The 14,517-nt window shown below is 64.9% G+C and carries 15 protein-coding genes and 1 pseudogene; 10 read left to right on the top strand and 6 right to left on the bottom strand.

What is annotated here, in order from left to right; all coding sequences use genetic code 11:
- Positions 1-37 precede the first annotated feature (37 nt).
- The 5 genes from H0B43_RS22155 to H0B43_RS22175 are packed head-to-tail and all read left to right on the top strand — an operon-like array spanning position 38 to position 4,878.
- Positions 38-955 carry an SDR family oxidoreductase gene (locus H0B43_RS22155; protein ID WP_185725986.1) on the top strand — a complete coding sequence of 306 codons (918 nt, stop codon included), beginning with the start codon at positions 38-40 and terminating at the stop codon, positions 953-955.
- Entirely contained in the window at positions 922-2,178 is a 1,257-nt protein-coding gene (locus tag H0B43_RS22160) for a MaoC family dehydratase N-terminal domain-containing protein (protein WP_312037625.1), read from the top strand. Before H0B43_RS22155 ends, H0B43_RS22160 begins: the two co-directional genes overlap by 34 nt.
- On the top strand, positions 2,171-3,328 hold the full coding sequence (locus tag H0B43_RS22165; protein WP_185725984.1) for an acyl-CoA dehydrogenase family protein: 1,158 nt from the start codon (positions 2,171-2,173) through the stop codon (positions 3,326-3,328). The genes H0B43_RS22160 and H0B43_RS22165 overlap by 8 nt, the downstream gene beginning before the upstream one ends.
- Complete coding sequence (locus tag H0B43_RS22170; protein ID WP_185725983.1) at positions 3,321-4,085, top strand: enoyl-CoA hydratase/isomerase family protein; 765 nt, start codon at positions 3,321-3,323, stop codon at positions 4,083-4,085. Before H0B43_RS22165 ends, H0B43_RS22170 begins: the two co-directional genes overlap by 8 nt.
- Positions 4,086-4,116: 31 nt before the next feature.
- Entirely contained in the window at positions 4,117-4,878 is a 762-nt protein-coding gene (locus tag H0B43_RS22175) for a tyrosine-protein phosphatase (protein ID WP_185725982.1), read from the top strand.
- 9 nt (positions 4,879-4,887) lie between these two features.
- On the opposite strand, the gene H0B43_RS22180 is transcribed toward H0B43_RS22175, so the two are convergent.
- From H0B43_RS22180 to H0B43_RS22195, 4 genes are all read right to left on the bottom strand, one after another.
- Positions 4,888-5,352, bottom strand: a complete 465-nt coding sequence (locus tag H0B43_RS22180) for a hypothetical protein (protein ID WP_185725981.1) — start codon at positions 5,350-5,352, stop codon at positions 4,888-4,890.
- On the bottom strand, positions 5,349-6,422 hold the full coding sequence (locus H0B43_RS22185; protein WP_185725980.1) for a phosphotransferase: 1,074 nt from the start codon (positions 6,420-6,422) through the stop codon (positions 5,349-5,351). Before H0B43_RS22185 ends, H0B43_RS22180 begins: the two co-directional genes overlap by 4 nt.
- The gene (locus tag H0B43_RS22190) at positions 6,422-7,591 is read right to left on the bottom strand and encodes a hypothetical protein (protein WP_185725979.1); all 1,170 of its coding nucleotides are present in this window, start codon (positions 7,589-7,591) and stop codon (positions 6,422-6,424) included. The genes H0B43_RS22185 and H0B43_RS22190 overlap by 1 nt, the downstream gene beginning before the upstream one ends.
- Positions 7,592-7,780: 189 nt before the next feature.
- The gene (locus H0B43_RS22195; RefSeq protein WP_252189731.1) at positions 7,781-8,341 is read right to left on the bottom strand and encodes a nuclear transport factor 2 family protein; all 561 of its coding nucleotides are present in this window, start codon (positions 8,339-8,341) and stop codon (positions 7,781-7,783) included.
- 209 nt (positions 8,342-8,550) lie between these two features.
- Here H0B43_RS22195 and H0B43_RS22200 point away from each other — a divergent pair, with 209 nt between their 5' ends.
- The 3 genes and pseudogenes from H0B43_RS22200 (at position 8,551) to H0B43_RS41730 (ending at position 10,099) form a co-directional block, all read left to right on the top strand.
- Entirely contained in the window at positions 8,551-9,291 is a 741-nt protein-coding gene (locus tag H0B43_RS22200; RefSeq protein WP_312033673.1) for an SDR family NAD(P)-dependent oxidoreductase, read from the top strand.
- Positions 9,209-9,538 (top strand): annotated as a pseudogene (locus H0B43_RS43215) (MurR/RpiR family transcriptional regulator); the annotation flags it as partial. The gene H0B43_RS22200 and the pseudogene H0B43_RS43215, both read left to right, overlap by 83 nt.
- A gap of 93 nt (positions 9,539-9,631) precedes the next feature.
- Positions 9,632-10,099, top strand: coding sequence for a MurR/RpiR family transcriptional regulator (locus tag H0B43_RS41730; protein WP_252189730.1), 468 nt, complete (start codon positions 9,632-9,634; stop codon positions 10,097-10,099).
- 92 nt (positions 10,100-10,191) lie between these two features.
- On the opposite strand, the gene H0B43_RS22210 is transcribed toward H0B43_RS41730, so the two are convergent.
- On the bottom strand, positions 10,192-11,274 hold the full coding sequence (locus tag H0B43_RS22210; RefSeq protein WP_185725975.1) for an SMP-30/gluconolactonase/LRE family protein: 1,083 nt from the start codon (positions 11,272-11,274) through the stop codon (positions 10,192-10,194).
- 233 nt (positions 11,275-11,507) lie between these two features.
- Here H0B43_RS22210 and H0B43_RS22215 point away from each other — a divergent pair, with 233 nt between their 5' ends.
- The gene (locus tag H0B43_RS22215; RefSeq protein ID WP_185725974.1) at positions 11,508-12,587 is read left to right on the top strand and encodes a porin PorA family protein; all 1,080 of its coding nucleotides are present in this window, start codon (positions 11,508-11,510) and stop codon (positions 12,585-12,587) included.
- A gap of 162 nt (positions 12,588-12,749) precedes the next feature.
- On the top strand, positions 12,750-13,916 hold the full coding sequence (locus tag H0B43_RS22220; protein WP_185950076.1) for an RNA-guided endonuclease TnpB family protein: 1,167 nt from the start codon (positions 12,750-12,752) through the stop codon (positions 13,914-13,916).
- Positions 13,917-13,961: 45 nt separating this feature from the next.
- Here the strand turns inward: H0B43_RS22220 and H0B43_RS22225 are convergent, their stop codons facing one another.
- Positions 13,962-14,483: a histidine phosphatase family protein gene (locus tag H0B43_RS22225; protein WP_397517452.1), complete on the bottom strand. Its 522-nt coding sequence runs from the start codon at positions 14,481-14,483 to the stop codon at positions 13,962-13,964.
- Positions 14,484-14,517 lie beyond the last annotated feature (34 nt).

Here is a 14,517-nt window from a genome sequence, read left to right on the forward strand (position 1 = left end):
CGGACTGCAGCGTCCAACACCTGAGTAGGAGTTTCGCATGGGAAGCTTGGATAACGCTGTCGCAATCGTGACAGGCGCAGGCCGGGGAATCGGCCGTGAACACGCTCTGCTGCTGGCAGCGGAGGGCGCCAAGGTCGTCGTCAACGACCTCGGTGGTGGTCAGGACGGCACCGGTGCCGCGTCGAGTCCCGCCGAGGATGTCGCCGCCGAGATCCGCGCGAACGGTGGAGAGGCCGTGGCGAACGGTGACGATGTCGCGGATTCGGCCGGCGCCCAGCGCATCGTCGACACCGCCCTCGACACGTTCGGACGTCTCGACGTCGTCATCAACAACGCAGGCATTCTGCGCGACCGCGTTCTCGTCAATATCGAGGACGAGGATTGGGACCTCGTGGTCCGCGTCAACATGCGGGGGACCTTCCTGGTCACGCGTGCGGCGGCGCGATACTGGCGCGAGGAGAGCAAGGCGGGGCGGCCGGTCAACGCCTCGGTCGTGAACACCTCGAGCGAATCTGGAGTCTTCGGCAACCCCGGCCAGGCGAACTACGCCGCGGCCAAGGCGGCGATCGCATCACTGACGCAGGTCAGCGCGAAGGAACTCGAACGATACGGCGTGCGAGTCAATGCCATTCTCCCGCAGGCGCGTACGCGCCTGACCGTCAGCGCTTTCGGCGACGCCCTGTCGTCCGACGAAGGCAAGTTCGATCGGTGGGACCCGGCTAACGTGTCCCCGTTCGTCGTCTTCCTGGCCTCGCCCGAATCCGAACTCACCGGAGAGGTGTTCCTCGTCGGTGGCAGTCGGGTGCAGCGGATCAAGCCGTGGGAGAAAGATCCCGAGTGGAAGCTGCAGACCGAGGGACGCTGGACAGTGTCCGATCTGGCGAAGGCAGTCCAGGACGCCGGTATCCCGGCAGGCCAGAAGTGGACCGCGAACCCGAACGCAGGCAAGAAGTGACCGCCGACGCCATCCAGTCCGCACCGGAAACGGACGAGGCTCGGATGCCCGAAGCGGTCATCGACGACGCGATGATCGCCTCGATGGAGTCGAAGATCGGCGCGCAGTTGCGGATCGATCACTCGGTCAACAACGAAGAAGCCACCAGGATCGCGGTGGCCAAGTTCGCGGGCGGAATCGGTGACATCAACCCGCTGTGGACCGACGCCGACCACGGCAGGCGTTCCGACTACGCCGCCCCCGTCGCGCCGCCCTCGTTCTCGATCGGCTGCTTCTCCGGAATCCAGTTCGGTTGGCCCGGACTCGGCGCATTCCACTGTGCAACCCAGATGGATCTCCTCGCGCCGATCTACTGGAACGACAAGATCACCTCGGCATGCCGCTACGACGGATTCACCGGCCCTCGGCCCAGCAATTTCGCCGGCAAGATGGTCACCGACACGTTCACCAACACCTACGTGAACCAGTTGGGGCAGGATATCGCCGAAATCCGTTGGCAGGTCGTCAACTACGAGCGCGGTGCCGCGAAGAGCAAGAGCAAGAAGCGGGAGATCCAGGTTCCGCATCGGTGGACCGTCGAGGAGATCGAGGACGTCGAGCGGAAGGTTTTGGCCGAGAAGCCGCGCGGCGAGACTCCCCTGTGGTGGGAAGACGTTGCCGTCGGCGATGCAGCCTCGACCCTGACGAAGGGCCCGATCGGGCTGACCGACGAGGTGGCCTTCGTGGCCGGCGGTGGTGCCCCCATTCCCCGGCTCAAGGCGAACGCGTCCGCCGCGCTCGACTATGCCGCCCACCCCGCGTGGGCGTTCCGTGACCCCGTCACCAAAGCGCGTGAGCCGATCTATTCGGTGCACTACAACCAGGCGGCGGCGAACGCGATGGGCGTCGCCTACCAGTACGACGTCGGATTCCAGCGCCAGTGCTGGCAGATCCTCGCGTTGACCCACTGGTGCGGGGACAACGCCTGGGTCAAGCACGTGACAGCGGAATACCGGGGGTTCGTGTATCTCGGAGACGTCATCGAGCTCGGCGGAACCGTGACCGGCAAGCGGGTCGACGAGGACGGCGAGCACGTCGTGGAGCTCGAAACGTACGCGCGAAACCAACGCGGCGACAACGTGATGCCCGGAACGGCCGTCGTGGCATTGCCAAGCTGTGGGGCGCCGCAGTCGCCCGTGGCGATCCGTGCCCGCGCAGCCGAAAGCATCCGCTCCCATGTCTGACGTCATGGTCGAGGAGCGTGAGCAACTGCGATCGGCAGTCCGGAGCGTCATCACACGGCACGGTGACGTTCGTGCGTGGCTGGAGTCCACGGTCGACACCAGTGACGAGTGCGACCTGAGCTTGTGGCGGACACTCGCGGAGGAGGTGGGTGTCGCCGGACTGCTCGTCGCCGAGGACCTCGGGGGCGCCGGCGCACAGGTGGCCGATGCTGCCGCAGTGTTCGAAGAGACCGGACGCGCACTGTCGCCGGTACCGCTCTTCTCGACCGTGGGTCTGGCGTCGGCGATTCTCCTGGGGTGCGGTGACGCACCCGAGGCCCGGCGCCTGCTGCAGAAGATCGCGGAGGGCGCGGTTGTCGCGACGGCGGCGTTCCACGAAGTCGAGACCGGCTGGTTTCTTCCTCCGGCGTCGACCGCTGCCACCGAGACCGACGGACTATGGCATGTCAGCGGGGCGAAGGGCTTCGTCGTCGATGCCGCCGCCGCCGACATCGTGCTCGTCACCGCGTCCACTCCCCACGGCACGGGACTGTTTGCCGTGGAAGCCGACGCAGCGGGACTCCAGACTCGGATGCTGGACTCCCTCGACCTCGTCCGCCCACTCGGTACCGTCGAATTCGCGGCCACCCCGGCAACGCTGCTGGCGACGGGGGAGGCCGCGTCGGCGGCCGTGGCCAGTGGTCTCGATCTGGCCGTCACGCTGCTATCGGCCGAGTTGGTGGGAGCGGGACAGCGGTGCCTCGACCAGGCTGTCGCCTACGCGAAGCAGAGGGTGCAGTTCGACCGCAAGATCGGCAGCTTCCAGGCGATCAAGCACACTCTCGTGGACGTGCTGCTCGACCTGGAAATGGCGCGGTCGGCCGCTGACGCCGCGGCGGCGGCGGCGGAGAAGTGGCTGCGTAACCCCGATTCGGGGACCGCGACCGCACTGGCGATCGCCGCGAGCGTTTCCAAATCGGTGTGCGCCGACGCCTTCATGCACATCGCCGAGGAAACACTGCATGTTTTCGGCGGGATCGGGTTCACCTGGGAGCACGACGCGCATCTGTACTATCGCCGAGCGAAATTCGGCGAACTGTACCTCGGAACCGCCAGCGAGCACCGCGAACGCGTGGCGCAGCTGTCCGGGCTGGGGGAAAGGCGTGTCTGAGGTCCTGACCACCCGCTCGGACGGTGTCGTGACGGTCACGCTCAACCGGCCGCAACGCAAGAACGCGCTGACCGGTGAACTTGTGGAGGCGGCGATCTCTGCATTGGAGGAGATCGCCCGCACTCCCGACGACCGTGCTGTCGTGATCACCGGAGCGGGCGGCGCATTCTGCTCGGGTATGGATCTCGGCGCCCCATTGGAACCGGACGAGTTGACGTTCATGCGCCGAGTGGGCCAGTTGTGCACGCTTCTTCACGACCTGCCACGGCCCACCATCGCGAAGGTCGCGGGGCCCGCCGTCGGGTTCGGGTGCAACTTCGCGCTGTGCTGCGACCTCGTGGTCGCTGCCGACGATGCCGTATTCGGAGAGACGTTCGCCAACTTGGGCATTTCGGTCGACGGCGGCGCATCCTGGTCCCTCCCTCGACTCATCGGCGTCGCGAAGACGAAAGAGATCCTGTTCTTCGGCCGGCAACTGACCGGCACGGAGGCCGCGGAGATGGGGATCGCCAATCGTGCGGTTCCCGCCGGCGAACTCGACCGGTTCGTCGCGGAGTGGGCCCAGACTCTGGCGGATGGGCCGACGTCGGCGTTGGCGATGATGAAGAGCCTCGTCAACGTGTCCACGGAGTCTTCTTTTCAGCAGGCGATCGAGCGGGAGGCTCTCGGACAGTCGGTCAGCTTCAAGGGTGCCGAGGCCAGGGTGGCCGGCCGCGCGCGGATGAAGAAGCAAATCCCCAATTTCCGGAATCCGTGATCCCGGACCAGAACCAGGAGCCGTAGCGACCATGTCGGGTGCCACAAGCCCCAGGGCAATTCAGCTGAATGGATGCTTCAACTTTCGAGATCTCGGTGGTCTTCCCGCCTGGTCGGGGACCTCGATCCGTAGGCGAATGCTGTTCAGGTCGGACGCGCTCGGGCGGCTCGATCGAAGTGATCAGCGCGTCCTCGCCCGCATCGGGCTGAGAACCGTCATCGATCTGCGGACACCGAAAGAGGTCGAGCAGCACGGGCTCTGTGCGTGGTACGACCAACCGCCCGCCACGCATGCGACACCACTTGTGGCGTGGGAATCGCTGCCGACAAAGTCTCAGTCCGAGGATTGGTGCACGCCCGCGCCGATGATCGACGCCTACCATCAGATGCTGGCGGAGGGCCGAGACGCGATCGCGAACGTGCTGTCCACACTCGCGGACGACAGTGCGTTACCCGCTGTAGTTCACTGCACGTCCGGACGGGACCGGACAGCTATCGTCGTCGCGGTCCTCTTGGGGATTCTCGGGGTTCCCGACCAGCAGATCGCCGAGGACTACGCGCTCAGTGCCGCGGGCATGGCGCGCAGTCTCGCATGGATGCGCGCACACGATCCGGTAGCGATGGCCACCATCGTCAAGGATGAGGCCTCGATGGTCTATACACCGCCGGAGGTGATGCTCGGGTTCCTCGATGCCTTCCGTCGGCAGTACGGGTCCTTCGAGCGCTACGTCGACTCGATCGACCAGCGCGCCGAGGCCGGCCGCCTCCGCCGGTTACTGACGGTAGGCGGCTGACCTCTGCGTCTACCGCCGCGGGCCGGTGAAGGCGTCCTGCTGCCAGCGTTGTTCGCGCTCGAGCTGGTGACGCATGTACTCCCGTGCGGCTTGCCGACTGGGGTGCGATTCATCGGGTGTCGCGTCGATGATCGAGACCAGCGCAGCACGGAGGCGAATCGCGTCACAGTGAAGTTCTGCCAGGTCCGGGTACCGCGGCGCCGGTGCGTCGTCTATAGCCGCGACGATGGATGCGCGGACCTCGGTGGGGTGGTCCGCACACTGGAGGGCCGTCGTGAGGATGTCGCGTAGTTCATCGTTGCCGGCATGCAGCGCCGAGATTTCGTCCGCCGTGCGTGCCCGGACCGAGCGCAGCATCTGCGCGACGGTCTTACACAAACTCGCTGCGTGGTCGTCCTGGACGTGGGGAGCGATGTCGGTCTCGACCGCATCGATGATCGACGTGAGAACGACATTTGTCGTGGGATAGATCATTGTGAGGACCTCACTTCTCCGGGTGCGGCGCCGAAGAGGCCCGCCAGTCGCACCTCGCTGTGGAATCCGATTTCGGCGGCGTTCCACACGAACCGCAATGATGGATGGTCCTGATGGCGAACCTGCGCCGCCGCGTGATGGGTGTACAGGAATTGCAACAGGCCGTAGAGCGCTCGGTAGTAGTCGATCCGCTCGACCGTGACCTCGATGCCGGTGTGGTCGTAGTAGTAGGAGAGCGCCTCGGGAAGACCCCAGAGGCGCCGTCCGCCGCGCTCGATTTCGGGAATCATTTCCTGAATTTGTGCGAAGTCGTAGGCCGGATCACCGAGTGCGGCGAGCTCCCAGTCGGACATCGCAACGATGCGCCCACCGGACCAGACTTCCTCGCCGTGTCCGTTGGTCCCCTTGCACAGCGTGATCTGCGGGCAGTCCCGGGGAGCCGATTGCAGTAGGCGCGACACACCCTCGCGGAGTATCGGACTCGGTTCGAACTGAAACCGTTCGAGCTGTGCCACATTCGCGCGAATCAGATTGGCGGCGCAGTCCGCCGGGGAATCCGGTACCGCGAAGATGTCGGCGAACCCGAGGCCTTTCCAGTCCGCGGTGTGCACCAGTGCGAGCTTGTCGAGGTGTTCCTTCGACGCTGCAATGCGCATCTCGTCGTGCGCTTCGTCGGTGCTGCTGATGAAGGGAAGCTTCCAGTCGCCGGCGACATGGGTGCGAACGTATGCGGGCCGCGAGTCGGGGCACCAGTCGGCGTCGGCCTCGAACCACAGGGCCTTCGAGGTGGGAATCGCGGAGTCGCGCAGGAGCCGATAGACGTCGTACTCGGTCTGCAGCGAGGTCGGAATGATGCTCCCACTGGCGTGGTCGCGGCGGACGACGAATTGCTGCGGCGACCACGTCCCGTGGACCTGGACGGTCGCGGTCACAGACCACGTCTCCCGCGAAACTCCTCGCGAGAGACGCTCGGCTGCGGCGATCCGAACGTCGGTAGCGTGCGGGTCGATGTGGCCGAGCCGCTCGCGGAACCACCGCTCGACGAACGCGACGTCTCCGAGTACTGCCATCACTGCAGACCGTAGGGAGAGAAGGGGCCGTCGAGGAAGAGTTCGGTATGGCCGGCGCCGTCCCAGCGTCGGCCGTCGGGTGCCAATGTGGTGACCCGGGAGAGATACTCCTTGCCGTGCAGATTGCGGTGCACCGTGCCGTCGTACATCGTGTGGTCGAACGGTTGCTCGGCGAAATCGAACTCGTCCCATTCGATGCTTACACCCGGTCCGTGATAGGTCCGCATCGAACCGCCGTCCTTCCAGCTCCCGGCCTGGTAACCGATGGTGGCGGTGACCCACGGCGGCGCGACCGGTTCGACGTGCTGCACCCACTTCCCCCCATCGGCATCGAGGAGGGTGACGGTCGCCGCGCGCAGCAAGCGTGTGCCCGGCACGAGTTCGAGCTCGTGCGTCCCGCCCACCAGGTCGATGGTTTCCGTGTCCCAGCCCAGATGGAGCCTGCCTTCGAAGGGGGTACCGAATGTGTCGTTCATCGGTACCTGTTTGCCGTCGGGGGATTCGTGGATGGCATAGAACCCCGACAGTTCACCGGAACCGAACAGCGTCCAGAATCGCAGGGCACGAGGTAACCCTTCCGCTGCTCGCGGGGGTAGGAACCGTGAGTTAGGCGCGAGCGGCGGCCGCTCGTGGTACAGCCCCCACGAGTGATCTCGGCTGCCGTACCACTGTGTGGGGTCGACGTCGATGCGCTCACCGTCGATGTCGATCCACCCCCGCGCTGTTCCGGCCTGGGAGTACCTCGTCTGGTCGGTGGTCGGGCGACCGCGATTCGTTGCAAGGTGGTGGGCTTCCTCGTACGCAGGCGAGGAGCCCATCCAGTTCAGGTCGAATTGGAGACCCGAAGGGTTGTCGTCGAGCGTGAGACGGATGTCGCGATACGGCTCGACGACCTGGATGCGATAGGGACCTACGACGGTGTCGCACAGTTCACGCCAGGTCCGGCTGAACCGGACCGTCCTTTGGACGCCGTCGCGAATGAAGCCGACGTATCCACCGACGATGTCGGTGTTGGGGTTGATCCGCAGCCCCTGGAAGCAGACGGTCCGGTGGTCTGCGGAGAAGACACTGAAGAAGTAGCCGTCGTCGAACCCGGGGTCGGTGTTCGTCACGACCGACAGGGGGTAGGAAGTTTGATGGACGGGAAGCTCGTCGTACGGGCTCAGCATGGAGTTCCTTTCGGGCGACTGGTGGACTTCACCGCCATGTGCAGCGCCGACGCGGACGTTGCGCCGCCGGTGGTTCCGTTTCGCGGGCTACGCGACCCAAACACTTGCTCACATAAATATCTAATCATCGACTATCGTATCTTAGTGTGAGCTCGGTCACCAGTGTGCCGGCTCGGTGGACGACGATGCTCAGGTGCGGTCGACGGGGCCGAGATGGTCGAGTTCGCCGGCGTCGAGTCGCCGCACGATGCGAGGAGCTTCGCCTGCGTACATGTCTTCCCCGAGAATCAATCCCTCCGCGCTGATCGGCCAGACGATCAGCGCCTGATACTCCACCAGGAACCATGCCGACGACTCGTCCTGCAGCCCGTCGTAGCCGCGGGCTGTCAGCATGGCGCCGGAATAGGCGTGGCGGAAGACCCCTTCGGTGAGGACGGTGTCATGGTCCACCATGACGCGACCGATCTCGAACTCGAGTCGATTCTTGCCGATCCGGACCGCGGCCCGATAGAACTCCGCCACTTCGGCGTAGCCCTGCGGTCCCGCGCTCGTCGAGGCGCCCCACACCTGATATCGCGGTTCTGCGACAAGGGTCGCCATCAAGGCGGGGATGTCGCCGCGCACTTCTGCCTCGACATGTCGCGCGACGACCTCCATGTTCGCGCGAAGCCGGGGATTCTGCTCTGCTGCAGCACGATCAGCGAGGAGCCGCCACGTCTTGGCGGCCTCTGGGCTCAACGGGGTGATCATGGGGTGGCCTCGCTTGTGTAGGTAGGGTCTGCCGGCGCCCATCGATGTTGTAAGCCGTCGGCCGTGTCCCCGCAGCCATTGCCTCGAGGGTGACGGAGTGTCAGACTGACAGAAGCGTGATAGTCGCGCAATGCATTATCTAATAATAGACTGTTGTCGCGGGCGAGCGCCCCGGCGATCCGAGTATTTTCTGTGGAGAGGTGTGGCGAGTGAGTACAGCGTTGGTCACGGGCGCGGGACAAGGCATCGGACGTGCGATCGCGCGACGACTGGCGAAGGACGGATTCTCCGTCGTCGCCGTCGATCTGGACGCAGAGAAGGCGAAAGCGGCGGCAGAGGAAGACGGTGGTCGGGCGGTGGTCTGCGATATCTCGGACGTGGATGCGGTACGCGAACTCTCGCAATCCGTGGACGACCTCGAGGTGCTGGTGAACAATGCCGGGATCTTCCCAGCGGCATCGTTGGCCGACGTCGACGTCATGCAGTTCCGCCGTGTGATGGACGTCAACGTGGTCGGGCCGCTGTTGCTCACCCAGCAACTGCTTCCGCAGTTGACAGCCTCTGGCGGTTCGGTCGTCAACATCGCCTCGATGGCGGCGAAGGTGCCGACACCGGGAACCGGCGCGTACTCACCCTCGAAGGCGGCAGTGGTGTCGCTGACGAAACTCTGTGCCGTGGAGTTTGCGCAGTCCGGTGTCCGGTTCAACGCGGTCGCTCCCGGCGGAGTGGCCACCGAAGGCACGGCCGCCGCGATGGCTGACCCCACCCGCGAGGAGCGGTTCAACTCGCTGGTCCCGCTGGGCCGCAGGGCCGCGCCCGAAGACATCGCGGATGTGGTGTCGTTCTTCGCGTCGAACGACGCACGCTATGTCACGGGGCAGGTGCTGTACGTGGACGGCGGTCTGTCGGAAGCGACGGTGCGCTTTCTCCAAGCCGCGCAGCGTGGCTGACGAAAACCCAGCTACACCATGGACCGCGGCGTCCGGCGCCACATCGACGGCGATCCGGGCCGCGGTACCAAGTTTGACGCCCAGCGAGAGGCGAGTAGCCGAAGTCTGTCTGGAGCGGTCGGGGGACGTTGCCTGGGGCTCGGTGGCGGATCTGGCCGCACGGTCACGCACGTCGTCCGCGACCGTTGTTCGCGCCTGCCGAAGTCTCGGCTACGCCGGTTTTCGGCATCTCCGTGGTGCGCTCTTGGAAGAACTCGGCGCTTCGGCACGCGAGTCCCCGCCACGCCGCCAGGTTGGTCCGGCATCTGCTGCCGACGTTTTGCGCTCCACCTTTGCCGACATGTCGGAAGGACTCCGGAAAACGCTCGGTGCGTTGGATCCGGTCGCAGTCGACCGGGCAGTGCGACTGCTCGCCGCAGCCGACGTGGTCCTCGTCCTCGGCAACGGTCGATCGGCACCTTTGGCCATGGCGTCCGCAGCACTGTTCGTGCAGGCGGGTCGACGGACTCAGGCGCCCGCAGATGCATTCGTTCAGAAATTGACGGCGAGTCGTCTCCTGCGCCCGAACGTCGTCCTCGCCGTGAGCTGTAGTGGACAGAATCCCAGTACCCTCGACGCGGTGGAGGCCGCCCGTGCCACCGGTAGGGCATCGGTTGTGGGGTTGTCGTGTCGTGCGGAATCAGCGCTGATCGAATCGTCGGATATCGGGATTGTGGTTCCCGGCGGCGAACCGGTGAGTGTGCTTGCAACGCTGATGAGTCTGCAGATCGCATCCTTCTCGCTGACTACCGAATCGTTCGACGGGTAGCGAATCAGCCACCGGGGCGGGGGTGGAGCAAGCACCACGCCCCGGCGACTTCGCGACGCCTCCGGAGTTGCGCGCCTTCTCCGGTGGACGGCCTATTTGATTGCGTTCAAATCCTCGATCTCGGCGACCGCAACGGCGCCGCCTGTCGTCTGGCCGATGACGAGTTTTCCGGCTGCTGCAGCGACCGAATCGATGTCACACGGTCCGGATGCCGGCCGTGGAAGAGGAAAATAGTCGATGTGGTGAGTTGTGGTGTCGAAGCGTCCGATCGTGCTTCCTCCGGTGAAGCCGCCGTTCGCGGACCACAGGTTGCCGTCCGAACCCAGAACGAGCGGGCCCATGGAGGGAACGGGCACCTCTGGGGTTGCAATCGGGTATTCGGTGATGTCGCCGGACGCTGGGTCGATCCGGCCGATCTTCGCACCCAGCGTCTCGCTGAACCAGATGGCGCCATCGGCACCAAGCGTCAGTCCCTGCGGTACCGCGCCGGGTGTCGGCACGTCATGGTTCGTAAACTCTCCGGTCGCGGTGTCGTATTCGACGATCCTGTTGGCAAGAGCGGCGGAGAACATCATCTTGGTGCCGGCACCCGGCATGATGATCGTGGTGGGAACATTCAGCCCACCGCCTGGGATCGGCACCTCGGTGATCTGGTGTGTCGTCAGGTCGATTCGTCCCAGATTCTGGGCGATCGATTCGGTGAAGTACATGGCATTGTCCGGCCCGGGCCAGATGTCCGTCGGAGTCGAGTTCGGGCTCGGGGTGGGGAATGACCTGAACAGTCTGGTGTCGGGATCGAGGAACGCCACACCACTGGAAGCGCCGAAATATGTGAACCAGAGCTTTCCGTCCGGACCGAAAGCAGCCCCGCCGGCGGTCGTTCCCGGAACGGGAAGGGGATAGCGCGCGATCTCGCCGGTCACGGGATCGAGGACGCCGAGACTTCCGATGTTTCCGTTCGATCCTGGATTGACGATTTCCTCGATGTAGATCTGGCCGCTCGGGGCGTGGTAGATCCCTTCGCACGGTGCACGCAGTGGATCGGGGTACTCGGCGAATCCGCCCAATGGGTCTGCGGCAGAAGCAGTCATCGAGAGGGCCCATGCAGCTGCAGTGGCGGCGAGGACGGCGATCGAGGCGCGGGTCCTCGAATACGGGTTGTGGCGTGATGACACTGTCGATCCCCTTCTGGGTGATGAGGTGCGGGTGTGTGCAGCGTCGAAGTCTACTTACAAATAGTCGATGTAGCGACTATGGTGGTGACTGGCGTCACATGGGACGCCTGTCGATCGGCGGCCGACGGATGCAGCGCATCCGCGCCGAACATGACCCGCCCGGAGCCGGATTCCACTCAGGTGCCTGCGGTGCGGTCTCGATCGCTCGTTACACCCACAATGAGGAGTTCTGCATGTCAATTCGCAGGTCATCGATAGTGCTGTTGGTGGTCGGACTAGCGCTGATCGTATCGGCCGGTGTGATCAGATTCGTTGCTTTGCCCTCGTTGACGAAGCTTCCCGCCGACCTGAGTCAGGGCCAGAAGTACGAGGGAACGATGAGTGCTCTGAACCCTCAGGCGTTTGCGGCGAACGACCTTGCGAACCTCATCACGCCGGAGATGCCGATCACGGCCGACCGATCACTGACCGTCGACGCAACTGATGGTGACACCGCGATCGTCACCAGCAACACCGCAATCACTCTGCCGGACGGATCAACGCAGAAGGACGTGCACAGCTACGCGGTCAGCCGTGTGGACTACGCACCCGTACCGCTCGCCGATGAGCAGAAGCAGACGCTGATACCCGCTGCGGACAAGGCCACGTTCGAGGATCACGAGGGAATCGCGTTCAGCTTCCCGATGGGACCCGCCGAGGACGGCAATGCCCTGTACGACGCAGTGACCCGGACCGGGCAGGCAGCGACTTATGTCGATTCGGGAACCCGCGAGGGGCGAGAGGTGAACAACTACGAGGTCAACGCGTCCGGTCCCATCGAGAGCCCGACCGTGTTGGCGCAGTTCAAGGACTTCCCGTCGCAGCTTCCCAAGGCCGTCGTAGCGGGCCTTCTGCAGGCGGGCATCGTCCCCGAGGCTTCGCGTGCGACTCTGCAGGCCGAACTCGCGACGCTCCCCGACGTTCTGGATCTCGGGTTCGGCAGTACCAACGTGGCAAAACTGGCGGTGGACAAGCAATTCGGCGCACCTCTGAATGTCGACCAGACGCAGAGCATGTACGTCACCGTCCCAGTGAACGGTGAGGATGTGCCCGTGCTTCCGCTCTCGACCGTCAAGCTGCACACCGCGCCGAGCGAGATCACCGGCCTTGCGGGGGACCTGTCGAAGAACGGCATGCTGCTGTCGATCGCGGGTATGTGGGTGCCGCTCGGGTTGGTGGTCGTGGGGCTGCTCTTCGTTGCGATCGCAGCGGCGCGGTGGCGTAAACCCGTCTCGGTCGCACCGGAGCGGAAGGCCGAAGCGGCGCACGTCTGATACTCGACGAACGGAACGGGGTGGGCTCGCACGAGTGCAGTGCGAGCCCACCCCGTTCAGGTGTCTTCGAATTGATCCGTGAGTCTTTCGGCGCAGACCCGGTCCTTCAGATCCGGGATAGCCGATCTGGTCTTGTCGGACCGTGGGGCTAGTGTCTGCGTTATGGCGGGGAGAGTGGTGAGGCGGGCGTTCAAGTACCGTTTCTATCCGACTGCGGTGCAGGCGGAACAGCTAGCTCGGACGTTCGGGTGCACCCGGTATGTCTACAACCGGGCGTCGGCGGAGCGTACGCGGGCCTGGTCGCAGGAGGGGCGGCGGGTGAGCTATGCGGATACCTCGAAGATGCTCACCGGATGGAAGCGGGATGCGGAGACCGCGTGGTTGTCGGAGCCGTCGAAGGGGCCGTTGCAGGAGTCGCTGCGGCAGTTGCAGGGCGCCTACGACAGGTTCTGGCGCAAGCAGTCCCGCTACCCACAATTCAAGAGGAAGGGACAGTCGAAGGATTCGGCGACCTACTTCTCGAACTGCTTCACCTACCGCGGCGGGCAGATCCGGTTGGCCAAGCAGTCCGAACCGCTGGATATTCGGTGGTCGCGGCCGCTCCCGGACGGGGCGACGCCGTCGCAGGTGACGGTGTCGCGTAACGCTCGCGGGCAGTACCACATCTCGATTCTCGTCGAGGACACGATTCCCGAACTCGAACCGGTCGATCGGGTGGTCGGGCTCGATGCCGGGATCACGAGCCTGTACACGCTGTCGACGGGGGAGAAGATCACCAACCCGCGTCATGAGCGCAGGGACCGTGCGCGGTTGGCGAAGGCGCAGCGGGTGCTGGCCAAGAAGCAGAAAGGATCCCGTAACCGGGCCAAGGCCCGACTGAAGGTCGCGAAGATTCATGGCCGGATCGCCGATCGGCGGCGCGATTATCTGCACAAACTTTCCACTCGGCTGGTGCGCGAAAATCAAGTGATCGCCATCGAGGATCTGAGTGTGCGGACCATGGTCAGGAATCGAAAGTTGTCTCGGGCGATCTCGGATGCGGGTTGGTCCGAGTTCCGGTCGATGCTCGAGTACAAGGCCGACTGGTACGGGCGGCGGGTGGTGGCGGTCGACCGGTTCTATCCGTCGTCGCAGACCTGCTCGGTGTGTGGGGTGATCGTCTCGGCGATGCCGTTGAATGTGCGGGAGTGGACATGCGGGTGCGGCGCCGTCCACGATCGGGATGTGAACGCGGCGAGGAACATTTTGGCCGTCGGACTGACGGTGGCAGCCTGCGGAGATGGTGTGAGACGGCCCGCACCTAAGGTGTGGGGTGGCAACTGTCGGTGAAACAGGAACCTCGGGACGCGAGTCTCGAGGGGGAATCTCAGTCGTTCACGGCCGAGAGGATGTCAACGAATTCGTTGCCGTCGATGGAGCCGGGGATACGCTCGTCACGCTGCCCCTGGAGCCAGCTGATGGGCGCCGCCAGGTACGTGCTCTGCGCCGTGGCCTCCGGTTGACCTTCGTACTGTCCCGCCTCGATTTCCCGTAGCCGGGCAGCACCTCGACCGGCTCGTCCACAGCGCGGGCCATGAATTCGGCCGTTTCCTGCGTGCGGACCATCGTGGAGGCGTACACGCCGTCGAAGTCCTGGCCGGCGAACCTGTCGGCCGCAGCGCGCGCCTCCTGTCTGCCCTTGTCCGTGATGTCCGGGCCGGGTGTGGACGTGTCGATGAGCCCGGATGCATTGCCCGCGGACTCGGCGTGGCGCATCAGGGTGATGGTGATCGGCTCTGCGTCCCCCCGCGTGGGCTGCGCCGAGGTCGGCGCCGACGCGGTCGGGGTCCCGGTGCACGCAGTCAAGGAGACGACGGCGGTACTTACGGTGGCGAGGATGGAACATCGCCGATTCATGGAGGTCCTTCCAGAGGTTGTGCGGGCACGTCGA

The sequence above is a fragment of the Rhodococcus sp. 4CII genome (assembly GCF_014256275.1).
In the GTDB taxonomy this organism is placed as follows: domain Bacteria; phylum Actinomycetota; class Actinomycetes; order Mycobacteriales; family Mycobacteriaceae; genus Rhodococcus_F; species Rhodococcus_F wratislaviensis_A.